Consider the following 21,812-nt stretch of genomic DNA (forward strand, 5'->3'; position numbering starts at 1 on the left):
GCGTGCACGGTATAGAGCTAGGCTCGTGCCCTGCAAGCACCCGCAAGACCTCTGTGGGATGGACCGGAGCCCCACGCTGGGCGCGTCGTCGATTCTCCCTGCATGCGCAGGGATGGCTCTCGTTAGGAGCAAAGGTCGCAGCCCCCTGCATGGGCAGGGATGGCTGGGCGCAGCACGTACGGCAGTCATGTCATGTCCGCATTGTTCCCGTCAAGCACAGGCTGCTGCCCGCCAGAGAGGTTCATCGGCCGGACTCGTCGAACTCGGCCGCGTCGACATCCCGCAGGCCCCTGTCGGGTGCCGGTCATGTGCCGGGGCGGAGGACTGTACACCTCGTTCAGGAGTGCCGGGCTGTCACCGGGGGTGCTCAGGTGGAGCCGCAGGACGCCTTCTGCCGCTGGCACCGCACGTCGAGCCAGCGCCCGATACGTCGCCACGAGTGCGTAGGGGGCGTTCGAGGTGGCCGGGTGCTCCTGGCACCTGTGGGGGTTCCACGAGCGGGAGTCGTTCGCTCCAGGCATCGAGCCGGTGGAGCAGCACCATGCGAGCGAGTACGCACCAGGGCGGGCGGGTCGGATCGTTGGCGGAATGCTGGTCATCCAGTCGCCTCGTGGGATGGGCAGGTCCACTGGGGCGAGGTCGGAGATCACGTCGTCGAAGTCCGGTTCAGTGACTGCTCGATGATCTGGGTAGTGATCACCAACAGGCGGTGCGGCCAGTAAGTATTCGGCTGGCCCTCCGTGCACGGGGGCGCCTGTCTCGGCCCGGCGAGCGAGACCAGACCTGCATCGACTCGCAGTCCCGCAGCAGTTCGCCTAACACCATTTGAGCCAAACCGAGTCGGATGTTTCCGAAGTCATCACCGTGCCCTCGCCCCCGGTGTACGGTCCTGACTCATCTCAGTAATTCAACCGTTAAGAGCAGAGAGCGATCGATCCATCTTGGCTGAATCGCATGCCCCGCTCCAGTCCGTCCAGGGGGTGAACCGCCTCCGTTGGGATCCCCGATGGAAAGCATGCACCTGGGCACTGACAACGGATCCCATGCCGGAGAGGACTCCGTACGGACTCGTTGAGCTGCTCAGGCAGGCCGACCGGTTACGCAGCTTGGAGGGCACCACGCCCGGTGAGGCCGTGGCCCTCACCGAATTCCTGTTGGCCATCTGTTATGCCGCCGGCGCCTATCCCAGGACCTCCTGTGAATGGCGGAACTGGGTCGAGAAGAAGGCCGCGGAACCCCTGCAGGAAGCTGCGGAGTGGCTCACCGGGCAGCCGGACGAAGGGTGGGATCTGTTCCACCCCACCACCCCGCTCGGGCAGAACGCCCTCCTCGCACCGTTCCTCGACGAACACGGAACCGGTCCCGCCCAGCTCGTGATCGAACGAGTGGGGGACTACAACCAGTTCTTCGATCACCACCACCTCGCGCACCCCGAGCCGCTGGCCGCCGATGCCGCCTTCAGGGCGGTGCTCACCCAGCACGTGTACGGCCCCGGCGGCAGGGCCCGGATTTCGGGCAAGGCAACGCTCGGCCCCACCCTCACGAACCTGGCCGTCGGCAGGCTGGGGGGACGGGTCCGCGTCATTGCCCTCGGCGCCACGCTGGGTGAGACCCTGAGGCTGAACCTCACGCCCTACCCTGAGGATCCAGAGCCGGGGGAACTCAACCTGTCCTGGACCTCGGGAATCCACGAACGCCGGAGTTTCCGTACGAAACCGCAGGGCCGGGAACCCGTCAGCCCAGCAGACCTGCACAGCGTTCTCGGCAGGTCGATCCTGCTGCGGCCGACGCTGAGCAAGGACGGCCACGAAGCCGTCGACCGCGTGCTCATCGGGGCCGGTGAACTCGTTGTTCTCAGCCTGGCGCACATCCAGGACGCCGTGCTCACCAAGACCATGTCGGGAGCGGAGAAACCGCTGTGGCCGTCTGCGGCCCGCGCTGTGTGGCGGGACGCCCATGCCATCTACGCCGCCGTAGCCAAGCCCAAACCGGTCGACGACCTCTACGGTCGGCTGGCCATGCTTCCGGACGGGCAGGACATCCGCCTGTGGGCTGTGGGGTTGGTGGCCAAGCAGACCAGGGTGGAGACCTGGGTCTCGGAGAGCTTCCCCCTCCGCCCCGGACGCGCGGGAGAACTCTGGCCGGCGGCCAAAGACGGTTCCGACATCGCCGAGCACGTTGCCGCAAGCCTCGGCAAGGCCGCCCACACTGCTTGGACCATCGCCTACCCGAACCCGAAACCGGCCGACAAGTCCGCGCAGATCGCCCGGTTCGACGCCCGGCGCGACCACTACAAGGCCACGGCCGAGCCCTTCCGCGTCCTCTTGGAGGAGGTCGCCGCCGACCTGCAGTCCCGACGCGACGCCGTCCAGGGTTACGCGGACACACTGGCCGCCAAGGCCAAGGAACTGCTGGTCCGTCGGCTGGACGCGCTGCCGCGCAACGCCCACGGATACCGGGTTCGAGCAGAGGCACTCCGTCGGCTCCAAGAGGAACTCCACGGACCCAAGGCCCCGAGTCAACTCCAAGGGGATCGCAGATGACCACCGCCGAGACCCAGACCCAGACCCCCGGATTCGAGACCGAAGAAACCGAGGAGGCTACCGCCGGGCCGGACATGCAGGCACCCGCGGATCGGCTCGCCGCCTGGCTCGCGGCGCTCGTCCGAAACCGGGAGTACGGCCAGCTGGCCCGACTGCGCACCCCGCACGTCAAGACCAATGCCCGGATCGTCGCCGGCGGCTTTGATCCGGAGCACCGGGAGATCTTCGAGAAGCTTGCCTTCCTCTTCGCCGTCTACCACCGAGGCGCCTCCAGGCCCTCGTACGGCCACGGCAGCATGGGAGCTGCGGCACGCCGGATCGGCAGCAGCGGGGGCAGGGGACCCAACGATCCCGGTGCCTCCCGGCTCATGGAGCGGATCGTCGCCACCCGCAGCATTCCGTGGCGCCACCTCCAGCATGCCGTCACCCGGCTCCGCTCCTGCGAGCAGGCACCGCCTTCCTGGACGCAGCTGGCCGAGGACCTGCTCCAGTGGACGGACCGGGAGGCGGAGATCGGATACCAGTGGGCCATCGACTTCCAGACCCCGCCCCCGAAGAAGGCCGGCAACAAGCGGACAACAGCGGCGAAAGCCGCCCGCCCGACGGGCCACTTCCAGCACGCGCTCACCACGGAGAAGGACACCACCACGTGACCACGGACCAGGGCCCCCACACCGACGCCGCCCCGCAGTTCCTCTCGCTCCACCTGCTGGAGACCGTCGCTGCCGTACTGCCAGTACGGGATGAAAACGGCGCGCCCAAGACCCTCGTGTACGGGGGCGTAGAACGCCACATGATCACCAGCCAGGCCAGGCGCCGTGCCGAACGCGTCCACTCCCGCAACCGGGCCAACGCCGGTATCGGCGCACTGAAGAACCGGACCATGGGCACCCGGACCCGGGAATGGGCGTTGATCACCGCCCGAGCCCTCGCGACCACTCACGGCTGGGACCGCGAGGAAGCCGTCCGCACCGCCCGCGCTGTGCTGGAGGCGACCGGGCTGAAGTTCGGCGACCCAGACAAGAAGACCGTCGCCAACCTGACCAAGGTGCTCCTCTTCGCCCCCGAAGACACGGGCATCCGGATCGCCGCGCATCTGGCTGCGGAGAGCGAGGCGATCCGTGCCTGGACGGCCGAGTACCTCGCTGCCCAGGAAGCCGCGGCCAAGCCCAGGCGCGGGGCGAAGCGCAAGGCCGCCCCTGACCCCGAGACGGACCTGGACACGGAGGGCGCCCTCGACAGCCCGGACGGGGCAGGCGGATCGCTCCCGCCGCTGCGCAAGGAGACCCGGGCGGCGGTTCTCACCGCCCTCGCGCCCCGGGACGCGATCGACATCGCCCTCTACGGCCGCTTCCTCGCGGAGATCGCCGACTCACCGAACGTGGACGGCGCCATCCAGTCCAGCCATGCCTTCACCGTCCACGAAGCGGAACAAGTCGATGACTTCTACGCCGCAGCCGATGACGCCAAGCTCGACCGGAAGCGGAACGTCATCGACTTCTTGGACGAGGTCGCTGACGCGGGTGCGGGCATGACCGGCTACCAGTCGCTCATCTCCGGCACCTTCTACCGGCACGCAGTCCTCGACCGCCAGCGGCTACGCACCAACCTCCGGGCGGCCGGGATGAACGACGAGGAGGCCGACCAGGCGGCCCGCGATGCCGAGAACGAGTTCGTGCACGCCTTCGTAGATGCCTTCCCCGAGGCAAAGAAGAACTCGACCGCCTCCACGGGCACGCTTCCGGTACTCGTGCTCGCCTTCGAGGGAATGCGCCCCTTCACCTACGCGGGTGCCTTCCAGAAGGCCATCGTCGAGACCACGGCCAACCCGGCCGGCCCGCAGGCGGTAGAGCGGCTCCTCGCCCATCACGAGTTCGTCGCCGCCCGTCGGCACGAGGACCTCACCCCCGGCAAAGTCCTCACCTACGACCCGGAGATCGACAAGCAGCTCAGGGAACGCATGACCGACCAGGGCGTACACGCCGAAATCGTCGACAGCGTCGAGAAGCTGACGGCGTGACGGCAACCGACCACGTCCTCCTCATCAGGCTCGCTGCGCCTCTTCAAGCCTGGGGGTCTGTGTCGCGGTTCTCGAACCGCGACACAGACAGCAGGCCGACCAAGTCCGGCGTCATCGGACTGTGCGCAGCGGCGATGGGCCTGGACCGCACCGACGAGCTGGGCGAGCTGGTACAGGTCCGGTACGGAGTGCGCGCCGATCACCCCGGCGAGCCCGTCCGCGACTACCACACGGTCGGCGGTGGCCGTTACCCCCTGAGCCCCCGCGACCTCGTCACCGACCACCGCCGGGCGGCAGCCGTCTCGGCATCGCTGGACGCGGCGACCGGCGACTTCTTCGGCCAGCACGAGCTGGCCGGCTGGTACGGCGCCCCCAAGAAGATCGGCACCGATGCCGTCTCCGGAGCCCTCGTCTCCGGTGAGCTGTTCCGCACGGCGTTGATCACCGAGCGCTGGTACCTGGCCGACGCCGCTTTCGTCGCGGCCCTCCAGCATCCCGACCCGGGGTTCCTCAGAACCGTCGCCAACGCCCTGGAGCGGCCCAAGCAGCTGCTGTGGCTCGGACGCAAGTCCTGCCCGCCCTCCGGAACCCTGGCTGGTGGCGTGCGTGCCGGGACCATCGAGGAGGTGTTCCGTACGACTCCGCTCCTGCCCTGGCCCGGCAGTCCGCGACGGCCGAGGGTGGAACCCCGCCCATGGGCCTGGATCGAGGTGGACGCCGGCAGTCGGGGCGCGGCCCCGGTCAGCGACCAGCCGCTTACTTTCGACGCCACCCGCCGGGCGCACGCGACCCGCTGGGAGACCCGTACCCGCATCACGATCGACGAGGCCGATCGGACCGACGGAACCGGTGGGGCCGCTGACACAAGCCCCTGGAAGGGCATCATCCTGTGACCACGACCGCGCCCGTCCCGAGCGCCGCAACCGCCCGTTTCATCGCCACCCACACCGTGCTGTCCCTCGACACCCGCCACCCGTTCGTCGCGAAGTCCCTGGTGGATGCCCAGGACATGCACCGCACTGTGATGAGCGGTTTCCGCGGCTGGGTGCAGGACGGCGATCCCACCGCCCGCTCCCAGATGGGAGTTCTGTCGACCTGGGCCGTAGACCTGAAGGAAAGCGCCCTGGTGCTGGTGGTCCAGTCCCGGGTAGCCGGCGACTGGTCCCGGATGCCGCGCGCCGCGCTGACCGCCCGCCCGCACACCCTCACCGTCGACCGGACCTTCCGCACCGGTGAGACCGTGGCCTTCCGCACGGTCGTCAACCCCACCAGCAACCGCTCACCCGGCAAAGGGCCCCAGGCACCTGGCCGGGGACGAGGCCCCAGGGTCGCCCACACCACCCCGCACCATGCGAAGAACTGGTTCGTACGGCGGCTGCAGCAGCCCGGCGAGCACCGCGTGGCACCCGACGGTGTGGCCCGCATCGGAGCCACCGCCGACCCGGCCGCGCTGGGCGTCCGGATGCTTCCGACGGTCAGCAGCCCGGCCCCGCACCAGAACCTCCGGATCGTACGCGCGGAGATCCGAGGCGTGCTGACCGTGACGGACCCGGTCACACTGGTGGACACCCTCAACCAGGGGTTCGGCCATGCTCGCGCCTACGGGTGCGGGTTGCTCCTCACCCGCTGACCTGTTTGCCCGTGCCATCCCAATGGGCGAAGAGCACGTCCCGGACCCGCAGCACCGCATTAGGGGCGATCAGGGCCAGCACGGGCAGCGCGTGGTACCAGCCTTCGCCCGCCGTAAGAGCGTCCCGGGCGAAGGCCGCGGCCTGGAAGGTTTGCGGGGGGCCGGGAGCCGGCGATGCCGACGTCCGTGCCAGGAAGCGCAGCACGGGCAGGTACGGGTACCGCAGCCGATTCTCGACCCCGGTGGGCAGGTGCGCCGGGAGCCCGGCCAGGTGGCCGGCGACGACAGCGGAGGCCTCCGCCTGGAGCGCGGGAACCCCCAGGCTACTCACGGTCCGGCGGGCACCGCCGAGGTCACCCAGCGATGCCCGGACGAGGGCGAAACCGGCCAGGGTGGAGAGGTCCGGATCGATTTGCCATGCGTACCGCTGGGCACGCACCAGCCGGTCGAGCACGGCGGCCCGCTGCTCTGCCGTCCCGCCGGGCTCCAACAGGGCGAGAACGAGGTCGTTGTCAGGCCGCCACCGATGGGGCGGTTCCGACATCAGGGGATTTGCCTCCCGTACGGCCTCCAGGAGCCGTTCCCGGCAGCCGGGAGCAGAGGCCGGCGCCGCGGTCAGCAACTCGGCCAGCAGAGGCAGGGGATCGGCGAGGCCCGGCCCCAGAGAGGCCGCTGTAGTCATGACCTGCTCCCGTAATGCGTCGATCTTCCGGCTGACCTCGTCCGGCAGATGCTTGCCCAGTCCGGCCAGCACTGCGAGCCGACTACGACGGACCTCCTCCCGCCGGGCACGACGGCCCGCACCCGCGGTCTCCGAAAGGGCCTCCGCAAGGAGTTCTTTCGCGGCTCTGCGGTCTCCCGCGTGTGCGAGCGCCTGGGCGATGAGTGCCTTTGCTGCGGCCGCCTCGCTGGACTTGGGCAGGGTACGGGCGGCCTGAGCTGCCGCATCGGCGAGACGCGAGGCGGAGTCGAGTCGCCCGCTCGCTGAGCAGGCGAGTGAGGCGAAGGCGTAGACCCGGGCCTTCTCCGGAGGATCGTGGAGCAAGGCGGCGAGCGCTCGGACGTCGGCGTCCGGATCACCGGCCGGGCCACCGGCTCTGCCCGTACGTGTGTCCGTGCCTGCGTCCGGCCCGTCATCGTCTGCTTCGGCCGGGCCGACGGCCGCCAGGGCCCCGGCCAGGACTAGTGGCCAGCGCACCCTGCCCGAGCCGTTGGGATTTCCTTCCGCGGCATGCCGGCGCAGCGCCGCGTCCAGCAGCTCCCGGGCGTCTGGCCCTTTGCCTTGCTCCGCCAGCTCGAGGGCCTGACGCGCCAGCTCCTCGCTGGAGGGGCTGCCGTGGTTATTCTGGCCGACCTGATCGTCGAACTCGAACTCGAAGCCCACTTCGGTGGGGTCGAGAAGGAGTTCCTGCGGCACATCCCCCAGAAACTGCTCGGCCAGGTGCTCCCTCCCGGTGTCCCGCAGGGCCTGCACGACCAGCTCGAGGATGTACGGGAACTGCCAGGCATCAGGAGCGCCTGCGGAAGCGTCGAGCAGGGCGGAGATTCCCGCGTGGGCCCGCTCCGCCAGGCATGCGGCTTGGGCAGGCCGGGCTGTGGCCAGGACAGAAGCGGCAACAGCCTGGTTCTCCGCTCCGACTCCGGAGGCCATCGCATGCTCGGCGATGCGGTCGTACATCCGTTCCGCCCGGTCCGGGTCCACGCGGGCGATGTCCGCCCAGGCGCCGACCGCCGTCAATCCGGCCCCGTCGAAGTACCCGCCCCGGACCTGCTCGGCACGGGACTCCGCCTCGTCGAGCAGCTCACCTGCCAGGACAGCGTCGTGCGGGGGACAGGACTCCGCAGCGTTGACGAACTCGAAAGGGCCGCAGCCCGCCGCCCTGAGCAAGGCCGCAGCGTCCCCTGCGCGTCCGGACTCGATCAGCGCGACCGTGGTTTCGGCGGCGACCCGTGCGCACTCCTCTTCGTCCCGGCTCGCCGGATCAGCCTCCAGGAGCGAGATCCGGAGCCACTTCTGGGCCTCAAGGGCGACCTCTGGAGCGGCATCCGCATGGTCGGCAGCAGCCAGGGTGCGGGCGACGTCGGCCAGAGCGGATGCTTTGGACGCCGGGCACCGAAAGGACAGGGCGAGGCCGCGGGCGCGGCGGGTGTCGCCGAGGACCGCGAAAGCCCGTGCAATGTCCCGGGGCAGGGGCCGGGCACCGGCGGTGATCATGTCGCGGATCGCCGCCACTTCGGCGAGCACTTCGAGGTCGGCGGGGCCGCATCCTCCGGTGGCATCGGCAGCCCGGTCCAGGTCGGCCAGTACCACGTCCGCAGCGGCGTCGGCCAGGAGCCTGCGCTGGCGGCGCCGGTCGAGGGTGAAAGAGACCAGGCGGGGCGCGTCCTGGGGGGAGTGGAGGAGGTTGGCAACGTAATGGTGCAGCAGATAGGGAGGGGTATCCGGTGGCCAGTGTCGGTCGCGGTGATCACTTGCCCAGTCGTGCAGCCGCTGCTCGTACACGGTCAGGTCCCCGAGCTGGGAGACGGCGGCGTCGTAGAAAACCTTGTGGCCCAGTACGTAGGTCCGAGTGGCCTCCGGCGTGGTGTGGTCGAAGGAGAAAGCACGCCCCTTGAGAGATAACAGCCGCTCGTTGACGTCCAGCGGAAGGACGTCGAGGAGATGGGCCAGGTCCCGTGCACTGAGACCCCCGCGGGCAGCGGCGACCAGTCCGACGATCCCGGCCCCGAGCGGCCTGTCCTTCAAGAGCCCGAGCAGGTCGCGCGTGGCGACGGTGAGCGCGGTCTCGGCACCGGGCCAGGCCCGCAGGACACGGCGAGTGGCCGGAAACGTCAGTGGATGGCCAGGCGGGACATCGTCGGGGACCGGAGGGTTGGAGCGGCCGGACACGAGGATGCGCAGGTTGGACGGTGGGTTCGGCGGAAGGCAGCCGGCGATGCTGTGGCCTCCGGGCTCGGCGCCTTCGTCCTCATCGAGTCCGTCGACGACGAGGAGCAGGATCCGCCCGCGGTTCTCGGCGGCCGAGGCGGCCGTCCGGCACAGCTCGTGGAACGATTCCCGGCTGAGTGCCGCGCCACCGGCCGGAGGCTTGCGCCCCGCGACCGCGGCCAACTGTCCGGCCACGGACCTCAGGAACAGGTCCTGACGGTTGTTGCCGAGCCGCGTGGCGATGAAGTACCCCACCACGTCCACGTCGGCGGGCCGGTCGTCCTGCACGAACTGGGCCAGCAGGGTCGACTTCCCGGCGTAGGGACCGCCTTGGAGGTACAGGTAGGCGGGGGCGTCGGGATGCCGGTCCGTCACGAACGCGCTGAGCATGGCGATGTCGGCCTGACGATCCCGGAGACCGCCGGGCACGCCGAAGTACTGCCGTACGAGGTCGGCGTGCGGCCCGGGAATCACGAAGTCGGGGACCGGCTCGTCGCCCTTGCCGACGGCGGACTGTTTGGCGGGGCGGCCGCCGCGATGGGAGAACCGCTCTTGCCTTGCCTCTTCGAGCAGGCGCTTCCAGTCGCGCTCGGACCGGTAGCGGTGCCCCGGAGCGCCCCGGGCCTGCTCCTCGAGGTGCTCGATCATGAGCTGCATGAACCGGACGTACTGCGGTTGCGTGGGAACGTTCGGACTACGGGCGGAGCGAGCGGACAACCACGGACTGATGAGCTGGGCGGGCACGGTGATGCGGTGCTTGGCCCCAAACCTGATGAGGTCGCTCTGCGTGATCCTCTGCCGCCGGTTGGCGGCCTCGTACAGAGCGCGCAGCGCCAGCCAGAAGTGCTGGGCTTTCGGCCCTGTCTCCATGATCCCGCCCCTTGGCCACTGCGTCGCAAAAACCCACCGGAAACTTTCTGATCCCGGTGCTGACCAGCCTAATTGCGGTCACCAGGGGCGTCAGGCGAATGCCGGAAACCCACCGGATGCCGGATACATGAGCCACCGCAGCCGAGCGCATCCGATCGCCGGCGCCACCTGAGAAGGGGGACCTTGATGTCCAACCTGCCCGCACTCCTGAACGACGCGGCAGCCATCGCCGCCGCCGGCGGCCTGACCTACACCGGTGCCGTTGTCGTCGTCGCGGCCACCTCGGTGCTCTCCCGCAACCCGGACCGCCGGCGGGACGCCCGGGCCACGCTGACGATCCTCCTCCGGGGCCGCGGCACCCGCTGACCCCCCACGCCACGCCTTGCGGGGCGGCTGGCACAGGCTGTGACCTGTGTGAGCCGCTCCTGCAGCACCAGCGGGGACAGTCCTCGGACTGGGCGGAACGGCACGCGGTCCACGGACGGCACGCACCCCGGCCTTCCCACCGACACCGCTTCGCAACTGGCCACCCTGCTCGACTTCGCTACCCGCACCAGCCGGCAGTGGACGGTCCTCTCCCCAACCCTCCACTTGACCCGCTCCGAAGCGGCGGTCCCGTGTCCCCTACCAGCACCTCGACGCAGCGCTCAGGACATCCCTGGGCAGTTCGGCCCGGTTTGCCGAAATTATTGCAGTAGTCCTCCACGACCGCGCTGAACGCGGCCGCCTCCCTGCCCGAAGCCAGGCCACGACCACCGCCAACTTGATCCCGCAGCGCACCGTTCTGAGGGTAGGAGATCACCCATCCGGCCTGAACCGGCAAGAACTCCTCGGCTACGAGGGCCGCCGTCTCAAAGACTGCTACCGCCAGCAAGCCGAACGCACCGGCGTTCCATGGCACGGCAGGCACTACGTCCCCGGGGACTTCACCGCCGGCGACGCCCCCAACCAAGTCGTCACCGCCGCAGCCCAGTGCATGTACGGCGTCGCCCACGCGGTCGTGGCCGCACTCGGCTGCGCCACCGGCCTCGGGTTCGTCCACTCAGGACACGAGCTCTCTTTCGTACTGGACGTGGCCGACCTCTACAAGACGGAGATCGGCATCCCCGTCGCTTTCGACGTAGCAGCCGAGAGCGACCAGGACATCGGCTCCCGTACGCGCCGTGCCCTGCGTGACCGCATCAACAAGACCCGCCTTCTCGACCGTTGCGTGGACGACATCAAGATGCTCCTACTACCGGCCGGCGCTCCTTCCACCGCCCGGGAGGGGGACGATGTCGTCACACTTCAGACCGACCGTGATCTCGCTGTCCCGGCGGGGCGCAACTACGCCGGCGAGGTGACTTGGTGACGGTCATCGTCCTCACCCAGTGCCCAGTCGGCCTCCGCGGCTTTCTCACCCGCTGGCTCCTCGAGATATCCCCGGGTGTCTTCATCGGAGGACCGTCAGCGCGGATTCGGGCAGCGCTGTGGGAGGAGGTGAAGCAGTACGCGGGCAACGGCCGTGCCCTTCTGGCGTACAACACCGACAACGAACAGGGCTTCGCCTTCGAGACCCACGACCACAAATGGCACCCGGTCGACCAAGAGGGCGTCACTTTGATCCACCGTCCCAGTGACCGCGCCGCGCTGATGCCGCCGACGAGACAGGGCTGGAGCAAGATGGCGAAGCGCCAGCGCTTCGGAAACAGGTGAGGGGCGTCGAGTACGCCGGCCACAACACCATCGCCGGAGAGATCGCCAACCTGCTGTGGTACCTGCTCGCCCTCGGCGGCTGGCTGGTCCCCCTCCACCAACGCGACACCTAGGTCCGCACCCTGCGCCTGCCCCCACCGCGGCTCCCTTCGTCCAGCACGCCGACGTCTCCGCCCGCCACTGCCATCTCGACTCACCTACACCTGGGCCGCCGGGCCCGGCCGCCGCGCCGCCCTCACTCGCCTTCTGGCCCGCCTCACCGGCGACCTGGGAGCGGCCGCCGCTCTCCCGGCCGGCAGGGAGCTGGAGGCCCTGCGGCCCTTCCCGGCCGCGCGGATCCTCGGCGTGATCCCGCCCAAGTCCCTCGGCGACGCCGAGCTGCTGCTCGTCCTGGCCAAGCTCGCCGAGGCCCGATGCCTCGCCGACCAGCTCGTCCGCGCCGACCCGATGCCCGTGCCCGTCTCTGCGCCCCTGGAGCTGCTGTGCCCCTGACCTCCACCGAACTGCCCCTGGCCGCACGGCCCCTCCAGGGCCGCCCCGCCCTGATCACGGGCGCGGCCCGGGATCGGAGCCGCCACCGCCCGTGCCCTCGCGGCGGCCGGAGCCACCGTCGCCATCGCCCACCTCGACCAGATCGACCAAGCCTGCGGCATCCTCGACGCCGTCCGCCGGACCGGCTCCAACGGCATCGAGATCAGCGCCGACCTCACCGAGCCGGACGCCGTCGCCATGATGGCCAGCCAGATCCGCAACGAACTCGGCCCGGTGGACATCCTCGTCAACAACGCCGGCGCCTACCCCAGGATCCCGTGGGCGGACACCGACGAGGAGGTCTGGGCCAAGGCGCTCGACATCAACCTGACCTCGCACTACCGCACCTGCCGGGCCTTCACCCCGGGCATGATCGAGCGCGGCTGGGGAGGATCATCAACGTCTCATCCGTCAACGCCCGCCTCGGACGCGCCGGACTGTCCGCCTACAGCACGGCCAAGGCCGGAGTCCTCGGCCTCACACCGTCGCTGGCCAGGGAACTTGGCCCGCACGGCATCACCGTGAACACTGTCCTTCCGGGGGCGATCCAGGTCTCCGCCGAGCACGACCTCCCCGCACACCACCGCGCCAGGCCCGAGGACCAGATTGCCCGCCAGTGCGTCCCCCGCCGCGGCCAGCCCGAAGACGTCGCCGCCGCCATCACCTTCCTCGCCAACCCCAACGCATCGTTCATCACTGCCCAGTCGTTGACCATCGACGGCGGCTGGATGCCCCACTGACCCAAGACCGACCACCAGGGAGACCAGCTCATGAAGCAGCGCGTCCGCGCCATCCTGCTCACCGCCGCCGGCACCATGCTCGTCATCAACCGCATCCGCCCCGGCATCCCCCCGTACCAGGTCCTCGTCGGCGGCGGTGTTGAGCCCGAGGACGCCAACCTCGAGGCCGCTCTGGTGCGGGAAGTCCGCGAGGAGATCGCCGGCGAAGCGTCCGACCTGCGTCCGTTCTGCCAGCTGGAGAACGACAAGGGCGAGGCCGAGGACTTCTACACCGCCCAGGTCCTCTCCTGGAACTTCGACGACCGCACCGGACCCGAGTTCCAGTGCGACGACCGCGGCGAGTACCTGCTCGAGGAAGTCCCGCTCACCGTCGAAGCCGTCGAGACACTGAACCTGATGCCGCCCCAGGTCAAGGACGCGCTGCTCGACGCGATCCGCACGGGAAGCCTCACCATCCCCGTGGCGTAGCCAGCCGCCGCCCGGTCGAACCAGCCGAATTCCTCGCCGACCCGAAGGCCGCCTTCACCATCGCCGACCACCTCGTCGGGGCTGTTCACCCCGGGCGTGGCCTCGCCAGGAAGGCAGACCTCAGGTGAGACGTCCGCTCGATGCCTTCCAGCACGCCGACCGGCCCCGCATAGGCGGCCCGGCACGCTGACGGGTCCGCTGCCAGCGGAACGGCCGCGCCCACGAATCAAGCGACCTAATGCTCGCGCCGGAGTCGTACTTCTTCTTCAGGTCCTGGGCGAGCTTGTCGCGTCCGGGCCGGGCGTGAGCCGGCGGGCATGCGACTTCTTGGACGTGAGCTGATTCCTCCCTGCAAGGGTGGGCGATGCCCTCATGATCGCGTCAGGGGGAAGCACCGGCCACCGATTCGGCGAAGACAACGCCATGGCCTGCGGAGGTGGCGGCCCGGAGCCCGCTTGCGTCACGATGCTCCGATGAACGAGGAACCGCTGGAGGAGTGGGCACGGCGGCGCGAGGAACGCCGGGCCGCCTCGAAGGGCAGGCTACGGGCGATCCCGCTCACCGAGGGCCGGCATCGCGCGGCGCACATCGAGCCGGATGCTCCCCGGGTCATTGAGGAGTGGAACGGCGCAGAGTGGGAAACGACCGGCGTCGTCAAGAACCTGGACGCCGCGAAGGCCCTGCTGTATCCGCCGCAGCCGGTGAGGGAGAAGCCAGCCGAGTGGGATCGCCCCGCGCTCCGCCCGGGGAAGGGGCGGCACCGCCGTACGGCCCCGACAGAGGAAGGCAGCTGAGAGCTCGCGTCAGAGGACGCCTTCGAACGGGCCGGACCGCAGCGAGCGCTGGCCGAGGGCCGTGCGCGCGGGCGACGACGTTGCGATCCGGACGCCTCTGCACCGGCTGGTCGACGTCGCCGACACCGGCCTCTCCGCCTACTGCTGAACTGCCGGTTCAATGAGGACCTGCACCGCTGGCGTGCTGGGCGGCCAGCCGATACGGCGGCGGGGTCAGGCATGCCTCAAGCCGGGCCATCACCTCGGCGGCCGGCGCTGCCGAGGACCGCATCTGCCGTTGGGGCCGGTCTCGTCGCAGGTCTCGGTCTGGTGGTCGCGGTAGCCGATCCAGTCCCGCTGCCAAGCGGCGGTGACTTTCTGGCTGTATCGGGCCTCGGGATCGTGCGGCGTGACGATCTCCATGCCCGACCAGGGCGCTCTCGCCGAAGCGGGATCGGGACGGTCGTCCACTGATGCCTTGCCTGTGTCGCGCCGCTCCGTGGTCCGGCGGCTTGCCCGGCCCCGACTGGATTTCGGCCCCCGCCAGCACAGCTGGCCGCTCTCGTTGGTCCAGTCCTGCTGGACCCAGACCTGCCGCAGAATCTCAACAGCGGGCAATGCTCGTAGTCCGGGTAGGGCATCGGCGTCATGAACGGCTCGCAGAATGTACATGCCGTCCTGGCCGACCCGCAGGACGTATGCGATCAGGGCATCGCCTCCCCGGGGAAGCCGGTCATAGCGGACTGGGCGGCCATAGCGGTCACCCCAGTCCGCCGTGACGAGCCCGGCCAGCCACTCCTCACCGTGGGCCACGAGCTCTTCCAGAGCCATCCGTAGTGTCTCGCCGACCAGTTCACCCCGATCGAGCCGGCGGAGCGCCGCCAGCACGTGAGTCGAATCGGTCCAGACCCGACCACGGCGTTTGACCAGGCCCGCGGCCGCGAGCGTTCAACCATCAGGGCCAGCAGCCTGTCGGCGCGATCCCCTTCGGCCAGTCGATCACGGAACTCGCTCAGCACCGAGAAGTCGAAGCCGGCATCGTCCAACTCGAGGCCCAAGCAGTACTTCCAGTCAAGACGGCACCGGACGGCCTCCGCCGCCTGCCGATCGGTCAGTTCACCGTGTATTGCAGCACAGACACCAGCGCGAGCCGAGCCGGCGACAGACCAGGGCGCCCATCCGCCGGATACCAGGCGGCGAAGTCCATGTCGACGAACAACTCGTCCAGGCGATCACGGATCCACATTGCTGCAGTGCCCCGCGGATTGCCCGCCCGGGCCATCCTCACGGTCAGCGGCGGAACCACCCGACCCGAACCACACCCATTGCCATCCCGGCCCCCTCCGACCGGCAGAACTACCCCGCCCGACAACAGCAGCACAACGACCGCCATCACGAACAGCATGTCGAGTGCGGTTCACCCCACCAAGCGAAGATCACCAACAGCATCACTTCTGTGGAGCCCGCGCACTCTGTAACCTGTCGGGACTGGATGGCCTTCGTCACTCGCTGACAGACCTGCTTGGGATCATGCCTGCATGGACTTCGACCTCGCCCCGCCAAACGGCGTTGGCCCGTTGCGGATCGGTATGACTCGACACGCGGCCAACACCGCGTTGGACTCGCTCCGCGATCCTTCTGCGATCTCGGAGTCCGACGGGCCGGGACAGAACGTGTTCCGTCCCAGCGGGCTGATGATCAGCATCCACTGCATGAGCGACATGCTCGAAGCTATCGAGCTGGGAAGGCCCTCGTCCCAAGCGGATCGAGTGTTGTTCCAGGGTGTGGACGTGTTCGCGCTTTCGGCCCGCGAGGTTGTCCGGCGCGTCGGTGAGCTCACCCCGATCGAGGAAGATCCTGACGACGATGCTTCATTCATCGCTTCGGACTTGCTGCTGAGCTTCTGGCGTCCGTTCGCAGCCGACGATGAGCCGGAAGAAGAGCAGGGCTACTACTTCAGCTCGGTCCTGCTGGCACGGCCTGGCTACTACGACACCCCTGCTCAGGCTGCGGAACGACTCCAGCAGAGCTCGTGACTGTCCCGTCAGGATGCCAGCAGGGCTCGTTTCCGCAGGAGATCGAAGCCGGCCCGGCCGTACATCTGGCGCTTGGTCATTTTGATCCGGTTGATGTGGCCTTCGACAATGCCTGGAGCTCCAGTCGGCTCCTCGACGCCGGAGCCGAGGATGTCGTGGTCAGCGACGAACTTGCGCCGTCCGGCGGAGGTGGGCGCCGGCCGCCCCTGGTACGAGCGCGTCTACGGACACATCGTCGGCCCGCACCTGGAACGGGACGCGGAGGAGGCGCAGAGGGCGACAGTCGCTGCGGTCAAGGCCGGTGGCCTCGAGCGGCAGGCCGCAGAGCTCGCGGCGGTCCTCGGTGCCGACTCCAGCCGCGCCGCGGTTCAGTACCAGCGGATCATGAGCGAAGGCCACCTCGCCGAGGACCAGCTACGCCGAGCTGATGCGGTCGACGACGCGGCGGAGGGCATCGAGCAGCGCACACAGCAGATGTACGCAACCAATCGGGAGGAGACTCCTCTGGAGGTCAGGGTCCGCGCCCGCGCCGCCCTCAAGCGCAGCGCGTTCACCTTCCAGCGAGGCCGCCTCCTGGAAAGGGACTGGGACGGCCCGTCGCGGGGCGGCGCAGGATTTGGCCGGTAGAGCTGGCAGTGGCAGACGCTTGGGGAACTGCCCACCGGGCAAGAGTAGGCATGTGATTGGCCCTATGTCAGTAATGGGGGCTATGTCGGATTCAACGAAAGTACTCGAAAACGGCCCATCGCCCAAGTAGAGTCCCAGGTCAGGAAGCCTGCTCCCCGCACCCGCGGGGATGACCCCCGGCGATCGCCCCGACGACGGGGACGCGGGCTGCTCCCCGCACCCGCGGGGATGACCCCATTGCGGGCTGGTTCGGTAAAAGTCGACTGCACTGCTCCCCGCACCCGCGGGGATGACCCCAGTCTGACGTTGAGGCCGCCGGTCTGGGCGATCCTGCTCCCCGCACCCGCGGGGATGACCCCTGCGAACAGGGCGCCCAGCGCAAGGAACAGCCCTGCTCCCCGCACCCGCGGGGATGACCCCGAGGTGGTCGCGCCGTAGGGAACCGACTGCGGCTGCTCCCCGCACCCGCGGGGATGACCCCCAGTGGGATGCCGGGGCGGTGGGGGAGCGGAACTGCTCCCCGCACCCGCGGGGATGACCCCAGTCTGACGTTGAGCTGCCGGCACAGCTCCTCCTGCTCCCTGCACCCGCGGGGGATGACACCGAGGTCGTCTTCTCCGACAGCCTCTGTCAGCTCTGCCCAGACGTCAGCTCTGCTCCCCGGACCGCGGGGATGACCCCGGCTACACACAGAGCCGGGCCGGAGACGAGGCCTGCTCCCCGCATCCGCGGGGAGTGCACCGCCGGGGGTCACCGGGGTGTTTCAGGCGCTGCCGCCCCGCTTGCAGACCGACGGTGTCCTTCTGGGCGCCGACTGGAGCACCGCCGGGCCGGCGCTCGCCCCTCACGGGGCAGGTGACCAGGAGTTTCTTACGGGGCGTCGGGACCGGGTGCCGGCGCCGCAGCGACGGAGCCGGAGAGGGCGGGTGCCGCCAGGACGGCTTCGGGTGCCGGTGCGGCTATGGGGGCGGCGATCGCGGCGGCGATGGCGAGGACGGTGAGAGCGCGAAGGGTCCATTGCAGCATTGGGGGGCTCCGATCTTGAGGGTGAGGGTGTGCGTACACGTTGATCGTCGCCCCGGATCAGGTCTCGGGGGATCGTCCGGAGGTCGCGATCGTGCCTCCCCCGCACGGGGGAGGCGGTCTGCCGCTTGGTTCGCGGCAATTCACGGCGGAGGCGCGGTCGTCGGGGCGCACGGAGTGCAGGACTGGGGTGCGTGAGAGCCGCAGGCGCGACCGATGACCAAGGGCAGCAGCAGATGGCAGAGCGCATGCCCGATGAGAGGGAGCCGTTCGCGGAGGCCGCGGCTGAGGTGGTGCGGACGGCCGTGATGGCGGTTTGGCTCGTCCTTGCCGTCGCGGATTCGGTGCGCAGGTACCAGCAGCGGCGGGGGAGGGGAGCGGAGGGAGAGTTGCCACCCCTTGAGGAGGCTCGTGGGGAGGCCGTTGGAGGGGTGCAGGTGCGGAGGCTTCTGCCGTTTCTGCTGCGGTGACGGAAAGAGGCCACTGGCCCGGGATGACGCGGCAGCTGGTGGTGTTGAAGCGTGCCGGGGTTGAGCTGGAGGGGTTCTTGGCGCGGGTCGGTGAGATCGCGGTGGGCGTGCGGGACCAGGTCGCGGGGTACACGGAGCCGGCGGTCCGGCAGGAGATGGGGGAGTGGGAGAGGTTGCTGCGGGAGACGTTGCAGGCCGGCACTGTGCGTGAGGCGATCCTGGCCTCGCCGGTGTGGCCGGACCTCGCGGTCATGATGGCGCGGCTGGAGGAGCGGGGCGTCGATGTGCGGCAGGTGCTTGTCTCCGCGTACGGCGAGTAGCTCGGGGTCGAGGCAGGTGGTGGGCGGGGAGTTCGCGGCCGGGGCGGCGGAGGTGAGCTGGGACGCGCGGCTGTCGTACGGGCCGATGGCGAGCGGGCTCGACCTCGCGACCTTGACCTGTCGGACCGGGAGCGGGCGCTGCGGCCGCTGGCGATCGCTCCGCACGAGAGCGGGCGCTTCGTACGCATGGTGAGGCAGGCCATGCCGGGCCGGGAGAGGGATGCCGCCCTGATGGGCGCCGCGAGGCAATGGCCGCTCGTCGCGTATGCCACCAATGTCGAGGCGTTCGGCGCCGGCACCCTGGCTCACGACGCGGCCACCGGCGGGATACTCCCGCACATCCACGTCTCCGCCGGTCTGAAGGCCCAGTCGGCCGACGGCAGGACGAGCCACCTCCTCAGCGCGAAGGTCCAGTTCCTCAGCGAGCTGCTGATCGTGAAGTCACGTCGCCCACGATGACCCGCCCGGCCCCGGAATGCCGACCTCTACGACGTGCCGCTGCTCACGTTCGGCTGACCGGCAGGAGCCGGCGGAGCCAGTGGTGGCCAGGCGCGATCACCTTGATCGCGTTCGCCAGCCAGGCGCGTGCCGGAGCGTCGAGCAGCGGCAGAACCGCTTCGAAGTCGGTCTCGTCCCTGTCCCGGGTCGCCTTCGCCTTGTAGAAGAGCTGGACCTCGGGCGCGAGATACGGGATGCCCGTCTCGGTCGTGCGTCCGAGCTGGTCGATCGGGAGGCGGACCGCCGGGTCACGCCGAGAGACCCACTGGGTGCCCTCGGTCTCGTCCAGCATGAGCTGCACCGACCAGGGCGCATTGGGCGTGCGGCGGCACCAGATGTCGTGGAGCGGCGGCTGAAGGACCTCTCCGGGACGCCATGGCCGAAGCTGCCCTTGGCCGGGCGGGTCCGCCACGTACACATCCCAGTCGGCCAGCAGGCCACGTACGAGGGCCTGGTCGCGCCGGAGGACGAGGAGGTCGAGATCGCCGTGTGCGCGCAGCTCGCGGCCGACCGCGAGTTCGATCGCGTAGCCACCGGCGATCCACCACGGGAAGTCCGCCTTGGCGAAGACCGCGGCCACATCCTCGGGACGATCCGGCACCCAGCGTCCCAACACGTCAGCACCCACCCGCCCTTACTCCCAGAGATCAGAGGGACGGAGCGAAGGCCGGCGGCGGGTCGGCGGTCTCGCTGGAGGGCCCTGTCGCCCGCTCGCAGCCCCTGCGCTCATAAACGCCCATGAGCATCAAGGACACCGGCATCCATCGTTGGGCGCGTGACTCGCGACCGGCCTCGTGGCTGGTCCTTGAGCCACGATCCTTCCGGGGCCGCGTGCACGAAGCCAGGTGCTTCCTGCAGCGATATGCCTCTCAGCGGCGTACTGGCCGCGCTTCCGCGACCACGTCGCAGCCCCGGGAGAAGGCCATCGCTGTCACCCACAGGAGGTCCGTCGCCCGATGATCAGCGCGCCATCCGCCGCTCTCGGCCTCGTGTACCGCTGGACCGACCGCACTTGCAACCCGACGGGTGAAGCCCGCGCGGTCCTGCGACGTGTCCTCAAGGGCATGGGGCTGTCTGGGACGTCGTCAGTGACGGCGTCCTGGCCGTCTCGGAGCTCGTGGCGAACGCGCACGAGCACGCGTGCGGCCCGTACGAGGTGCGCGTCCGCTCGGCCGGCGTGAGGTACATCCGGCGTTGATGACGACCTGGTGATTCGTGGAGTATCGATCGCCGATCAGCGGCCTGCAGAGCGCTGCAAAGCCCCTGCGGAATGTCTATCGGCTCGAAGCCCTGGTCAGCTTGGAGCCATGGGAGGCGGTAGATCCCGTGATCAGTCACGTTACTCGGGGCGAGCACACATAAGGCCGCACCTCGTCGTTACGCCGGTCCCCGTTCGAGCAGTCGGTGGCCGTAAGGACCACCCTCACGAGACGACCAGCCCCAACTACCCCGCCGAGACCGCCAGGGCGCCGCGTTCCAGCAGGCGGTCAGAGCAGTGTCATGCCGCCTGATGGAACATGGCCATCAGGCGCGAGATTCCATTGGGTCGCCCAAGAGCGGTAGCCCCTCAGCCCCGGCGGGCTTGCTGTGCCCCGCCGGGGTGGCTGGGGGCCGTCGGCGGCTTCCGGGTCGGTCCGTGCCTGAAAAGGAGGTCATGGCTGAGCCTGGAGAGGCCCGAGGCCGCCACCGGCGGTGGTCGTCCGGCCAACTCGCCATCTGGGCTGTCTTTCGGTGGTACCGCTTCAGACAGCCGTACGGAGTTCCGCGCCAGCTCGTCCACCGGGTTCGGCGATTGCGGTTGGCTCGGCTGGCGGCGGTCAGGCCAAGGACCTTGCCGTCCCTTCCCGCTGGTCAGACGGGTAATCAGTGGCAGGCAAGGGCGGGGGTCCGTAGCGAGAGCTTAAGCCAAGTCGAGGTTGCGGTCAGCGGAGCATCATCCACGCCGGGAAGTAGGGAACCGCCGTTGGATGCGCCGGACCCGAACCGGATGAAAGCGGGGCGATCTCGACATAGAAGTGGCGTATGGCGTCTTTGTCCGAGTCAGTGAAAGTGCTCCAAACCGGGCTTCGGCAGGGGTAGAGTCCCAGGTCAGAAAGCCTGCTCCCCGCGCATGCGGGGATGACCCACTCGATGTCGCGGCCGTCGCGGTGGACCACGACTGCTCCCCGCGCATGCGGGGATGACCCGCCTTCCGGCACTGCTACACAGTCGGCCGAAGCTGCTCCCCGCGCATGCGGGGATGACCCCGACGTCGCGGGCCGCGTCCCGCTCGGCGATCACTGCTCCCCGCGCATGCGGGGATGACCCCGATCCTTGAGCGAATGGTTCGGGGACCAGGATCTGCTCCCCGCGCATGCGGGGATGACCCCCGCGCCGAGATCACCTGGGAGAAGGGCGACGACTGCTCCCCGCGCATGCGGGGATGACCCCGCGGGCTGGGGCAGGGTCGACGAGTTCAGGGGCTGCTCCCCGCGCATGCGGGGATGACCCCGCGCTGATGGCGCCGTCGATCGAGAGGGCCGAGCTGCTCCCCGCGCATGCGGGGATGACCCCTGGCTGGAACAACACCCCTCCGGTATGGCTGGCTGCTCCCCGCGCATGCGGGGATGACCCCGAACACGGCAACCAGCTCGGCATCT

Annotated in this window: 21 protein-coding genes, 3 pseudogenes and 2 CRISPR repeat arrays (1 of these 26 cut by a window edge); of the genes and pseudogenes, 17 read left to right on the plus strand and 7 right to left on the minus strand. The window is 69.5% G+C overall.

The genetic code is table 11. The features are described 5' to 3' along the window. Positions 1 to 1,043 precede the first annotated feature (1,043 nt). The 5 genes from ACZ4WZ_RS15160 to cas6e are packed head-to-tail and all read left to right on the plus strand — an operon-like array spanning position 1,044 to position 6,193. Positions 1,044 to 2,543 carry a type I-E CRISPR-associated protein Cse1/CasA gene (locus ACZ4WZ_RS15160; RefSeq protein WP_467889965.1) on the plus strand — a complete coding sequence of 500 codons (1,500 nt, stop codon included), beginning with the start codon at positions 1,044 to 1,046 and terminating at the stop codon, positions 2,541 to 2,543. After that, positions 2,540 to 3,196 (plus strand): type I-E CRISPR-associated protein Cse2/CasB, encoded by a 657-nt coding sequence (casB, locus tag ACZ4WZ_RS15165; protein WP_467889967.1) that lies wholly within the window; start codon positions 2,540 to 2,542, stop codon positions 3,194 to 3,196. Before ACZ4WZ_RS15160 ends, casB begins: the two co-directional genes overlap by 4 nt. Next, positions 3,193 to 4,563, plus strand: coding sequence for a type I-E CRISPR-associated protein Cas7/Cse4/CasC (locus ACZ4WZ_RS15170; protein ID WP_467889969.1), 1,371 nt, complete (start codon positions 3,193 to 3,195; stop codon positions 4,561 to 4,563). The genes casB and ACZ4WZ_RS15170 overlap by 4 nt, the downstream gene beginning before the upstream one ends. Continuing rightward, complete coding sequence (gene cas5e / locus ACZ4WZ_RS15175) at positions 4,560 to 5,456, plus strand: type I-E CRISPR-associated protein Cas5/CasD (protein WP_467889972.1); 897 nt, start codon at positions 4,560 to 4,562, stop codon at positions 5,454 to 5,456. Before ACZ4WZ_RS15170 ends, cas5e begins: the two co-directional genes overlap by 4 nt. Further along, positions 5,453 to 6,193, plus strand: coding sequence for a type I-E CRISPR-associated protein Cas6/Cse3/CasE (cas6e, locus tag ACZ4WZ_RS15180; RefSeq protein ID WP_467889975.1), 741 nt, complete (start codon positions 5,453 to 5,455; stop codon positions 6,191 to 6,193). The genes cas5e and cas6e overlap by 4 nt, the downstream gene beginning before the upstream one ends. Here the strand turns inward: cas6e and ACZ4WZ_RS15185 are convergent. After that, on the minus strand, positions 6,183 to 9,992 hold the full coding sequence (locus tag ACZ4WZ_RS15185) for a P-loop domain-containing protein (RefSeq protein WP_467889978.1): 3,810 nt from the start codon (positions 9,990 to 9,992) through the stop codon (positions 6,183 to 6,185). The genes cas6e and ACZ4WZ_RS15185 overlap by 11 nt on opposite strands. A gap of 186 nt (positions 9,993 to 10,178) precedes the next feature. Between ACZ4WZ_RS15185 and ACZ4WZ_RS15190 the strand changes: the two genes are divergently transcribed. The 6 genes and pseudogenes from ACZ4WZ_RS15190 to ACZ4WZ_RS15215 all read left to right on the plus strand — a co-directional run bounded on the left by ACZ4WZ_RS15190 (position 10,179) and on the right by ACZ4WZ_RS15215 (position 13,426). Beyond that, complete coding sequence (locus tag ACZ4WZ_RS15190) at positions 10,179 to 10,358, plus strand: hypothetical protein (RefSeq protein WP_467889981.1); 180 nt, start codon at positions 10,179 to 10,181, stop codon at positions 10,356 to 10,358. Positions 10,359 to 10,725: 367 nt separating this feature from the next. Further along, a pseudogene (locus ACZ4WZ_RS15195) lies at positions 10,726 to 11,343 on the plus strand (CRISPR-associated endonuclease Cas1); the annotation flags it as partial. After that, positions 11,340 to 11,687: a type I-E CRISPR-associated endoribonuclease Cas2e gene (gene cas2e / locus ACZ4WZ_RS15200; protein WP_467889984.1), complete on the plus strand. Its 348-nt coding sequence runs from the start codon at positions 11,340 to 11,342 to the stop codon at positions 11,685 to 11,687. The pseudogene ACZ4WZ_RS15195 and the gene cas2e, both read left to right, overlap by 4 nt. Positions 11,688 to 12,032: 345 nt before the next feature. Beyond that, a complete protein-coding gene (locus ACZ4WZ_RS15205; protein ID WP_467889987.1) occupies positions 12,033 to 12,179 on the plus strand; it encodes a hypothetical protein in 147 nt (48 codons plus the stop codon). Positions 12,180 to 12,302: 123 nt separating this feature from the next. Further along, a pseudogene (locus ACZ4WZ_RS15210) lies at positions 12,303 to 12,958 on the plus strand (SDR family NAD(P)-dependent oxidoreductase). A gap of 30 nt (positions 12,959 to 12,988) precedes the next feature. Then, positions 12,989 to 13,426 (plus strand): NUDIX domain-containing protein, encoded by a 438-nt coding sequence (locus ACZ4WZ_RS15215; RefSeq protein ID WP_467889989.1) that lies wholly within the window; start codon positions 12,989 to 12,991, stop codon positions 13,424 to 13,426. A gap of 120 nt (positions 13,427 to 13,546) precedes the next feature. On the opposite strand, the gene ACZ4WZ_RS15220 is transcribed toward ACZ4WZ_RS15215, so the two are convergent. Further along, positions 13,547 to 13,792: a helix-turn-helix domain-containing protein gene (locus tag ACZ4WZ_RS15220; RefSeq protein ID WP_467890124.1), complete on the minus strand. Its 246-nt coding sequence runs from the start codon at positions 13,790 to 13,792 to the stop codon at positions 13,547 to 13,549. 107 nt (positions 13,793 to 13,899) lie between these two features. Here ACZ4WZ_RS15220 and ACZ4WZ_RS15225 point away from each other — a divergent pair, with 107 nt between their 5' ends. Further along, the gene (locus ACZ4WZ_RS15225; RefSeq protein WP_467889992.1) at positions 13,900 to 14,220 is read left to right on the plus strand and encodes a DUF6087 family protein; all 321 of its coding nucleotides are present in this window, start codon (positions 13,900 to 13,902) and stop codon (positions 14,218 to 14,220) included. 237 nt (positions 14,221 to 14,457) lie between these two features. On the opposite strand, the gene ACZ4WZ_RS15230 is transcribed toward ACZ4WZ_RS15225, so the two are convergent. The 3 genes and pseudogenes from ACZ4WZ_RS15230 to ACZ4WZ_RS15240 all read right to left on the minus strand — a co-directional run bounded on the left by ACZ4WZ_RS15230 (position 14,458) and on the right by ACZ4WZ_RS15240 (position 15,604). Continuing rightward, on the minus strand, positions 14,458 to 15,087 hold the full coding sequence (locus ACZ4WZ_RS15230) for a hypothetical protein (protein ID WP_467889995.1): 630 nt from the start codon (positions 15,085 to 15,087) through the stop codon (positions 14,458 to 14,460). A gap of 167 nt (positions 15,088 to 15,254) precedes the next feature. Beyond that, positions 15,255 to 15,326 (minus strand): annotated as a pseudogene (locus ACZ4WZ_RS15235) (hypothetical protein); the annotation flags it as partial. Then, a complete protein-coding gene (locus ACZ4WZ_RS15240; protein ID WP_467889997.1) occupies positions 15,311 to 15,604 on the minus strand; it encodes a hypothetical protein in 294 nt (97 codons plus the stop codon). The gene ACZ4WZ_RS15240 and the pseudogene ACZ4WZ_RS15235, both read right to left, overlap by 16 nt. A gap of 133 nt (positions 15,605 to 15,737) precedes the next feature. On the opposite strand from ACZ4WZ_RS15240, the gene ACZ4WZ_RS15245 reads away from it, so the two are divergent. Continuing rightward, complete coding sequence (locus ACZ4WZ_RS15245; RefSeq protein WP_467889999.1) at positions 15,738 to 16,235, plus strand: hypothetical protein; 498 nt, start codon at positions 15,738 to 15,740, stop codon at positions 16,233 to 16,235. 150 nt (positions 16,236 to 16,385) lie between these two features. Further along, positions 16,386 to 16,862, plus strand: coding sequence for a hypothetical protein (locus ACZ4WZ_RS15250; protein WP_467890002.1), 477 nt, complete (start codon positions 16,386 to 16,388; stop codon positions 16,860 to 16,862). A 148-nt stretch (positions 16,863 to 17,010) separates the two neighbouring features. Continuing rightward, positions 17,011 to 17,404: direct repeats of the CRISPR family, unit length 29 nt; unit sequence CTGCTCCCCGCACCCGCGGGGATGACCCC. Positions 17,405 to 17,732: 328 nt separating this feature from the next. On the opposite strand, the gene ACZ4WZ_RS15255 is transcribed toward ACZ4WZ_RS15250, so the two are convergent. After that, complete coding sequence (locus ACZ4WZ_RS15255) at positions 17,733 to 17,888, minus strand: hypothetical protein (RefSeq protein ID WP_467890004.1); 156 nt, start codon at positions 17,886 to 17,888, stop codon at positions 17,733 to 17,735. 233 nt (positions 17,889 to 18,121) lie between these two features. Between ACZ4WZ_RS15255 and ACZ4WZ_RS15260 the strand changes: the two genes are divergently transcribed. From ACZ4WZ_RS15260 to ACZ4WZ_RS15270, 3 genes are all read left to right on the plus strand, one after another. Next, positions 18,122 to 18,355 carry a hypothetical protein gene (locus ACZ4WZ_RS15260; protein WP_467890007.1) on the plus strand — a complete coding sequence of 78 codons (234 nt, stop codon included), beginning with the start codon at positions 18,122 to 18,124 and terminating at the stop codon, positions 18,353 to 18,355. A 23-nt stretch (positions 18,356 to 18,378) separates the two neighbouring features. Next, positions 18,379 to 18,675, plus strand: a complete 297-nt coding sequence (locus ACZ4WZ_RS15265; protein WP_467890009.1) for a hypothetical protein — start codon at positions 18,379 to 18,381, stop codon at positions 18,673 to 18,675. A 186-nt stretch (positions 18,676 to 18,861) separates the two neighbouring features. Further along, complete coding sequence (locus ACZ4WZ_RS15270) at positions 18,862 to 19,134, plus strand: PPC domain-containing DNA-binding protein (RefSeq protein WP_467890012.1); 273 nt, start codon at positions 18,862 to 18,864, stop codon at positions 19,132 to 19,134. A 43-nt stretch (positions 19,135 to 19,177) separates the two neighbouring features. Here the strand turns inward: ACZ4WZ_RS15270 and ACZ4WZ_RS15275 are convergent, their stop codons facing one another. Next, positions 19,178 to 19,801: a nucleotidyltransferase domain-containing protein gene (locus ACZ4WZ_RS15275; RefSeq protein WP_467890014.1), complete on the minus strand. Its 624-nt coding sequence runs from the start codon at positions 19,799 to 19,801 to the stop codon at positions 19,178 to 19,180. A gap of 1,468 nt (positions 19,802 to 21,269) precedes the next feature. Further along, a CRISPR array of direct repeats spans positions 21,270 to 21,812; the repeat unit is 30 nt; unit sequence GCTGCTCCCCGCGCATGCGGGGATGACCCC (it continues 217 nt past the right edge of the window).

The organism is Streptomyces sp. NPDC029122 (assembly GCF_055569445.1).

Excerpts from the sequence above, each read along its gene's own strand:
- ACZ4WZ_RS15160 (WP_467889965.1), top strand. The coding sequence starts at position 1,044 with ATGCCGGAGAGGACTCCGTACGGACTCGTTGAGCTGCTCAGGCAGGCC.
- casB (WP_467889967.1), top strand. The coding sequence starts at position 2,540 with ATGACCACCGCCGAGACCCAGACCCAGACCCCCGGATTCGAGACCGAA.
- ACZ4WZ_RS15185 (WP_467889978.1), bottom strand. The coding sequence starts at position 9,992 with ATGGAGACAGGGCCGAAAGCCCAGCACTTCTGGCTGGCGCTGCGCGCT.
- ACZ4WZ_RS15190 (WP_467889981.1), top strand. The coding sequence starts at position 10,179 with ATGTCCAACCTGCCCGCACTCCTGAACGACGCGGCAGCCATCGCCGCC.
- ACZ4WZ_RS15215 (WP_467889989.1), top strand. The coding sequence starts at position 12,989 with ATGAAGCAGCGCGTCCGCGCCATCCTGCTCACCGCCGCCGGCACCATG.
- ACZ4WZ_RS15225 (WP_467889992.1), top strand. The coding sequence starts at position 13,900 with ATGAACGAGGAACCGCTGGAGGAGTGGGCACGGCGGCGCGAGGAACGC.
- ACZ4WZ_RS15240 (WP_467889997.1), bottom strand. The coding sequence starts at position 15,604 with ATGCTGTTCGTGATGGCGGTCGTTGTGCTGCTGTTGTCGGGCGGGGTA.
- ACZ4WZ_RS15245 (WP_467889999.1), top strand. The coding sequence starts at position 15,738 with ATGGACTTCGACCTCGCCCCGCCAAACGGCGTTGGCCCGTTGCGGATC.
- ACZ4WZ_RS15250 (WP_467890002.1), top strand. The coding sequence starts at position 16,386 with ATGTCGTGGTCAGCGACGAACTTGCGCCGTCCGGCGGAGGTGGGCGCC.
- ACZ4WZ_RS15255 (WP_467890004.1), bottom strand. The coding sequence starts at position 17,888 with ATGCTGCAATGGACCCTTCGCGCTCTCACCGTCCTCGCCATCGCCGCC.
- ACZ4WZ_RS15260 (WP_467890007.1), top strand. The coding sequence starts at position 18,122 with ATGGCAGAGCGCATGCCCGATGAGAGGGAGCCGTTCGCGGAGGCCGCG.
- ACZ4WZ_RS15265 (WP_467890009.1), top strand. The coding sequence starts at position 18,379 with ATGACGCGGCAGCTGGTGGTGTTGAAGCGTGCCGGGGTTGAGCTGGAG.
- ACZ4WZ_RS15270 (WP_467890012.1), top strand. The coding sequence starts at position 18,862 with ATGGTGAGGCAGGCCATGCCGGGCCGGGAGAGGGATGCCGCCCTGATG.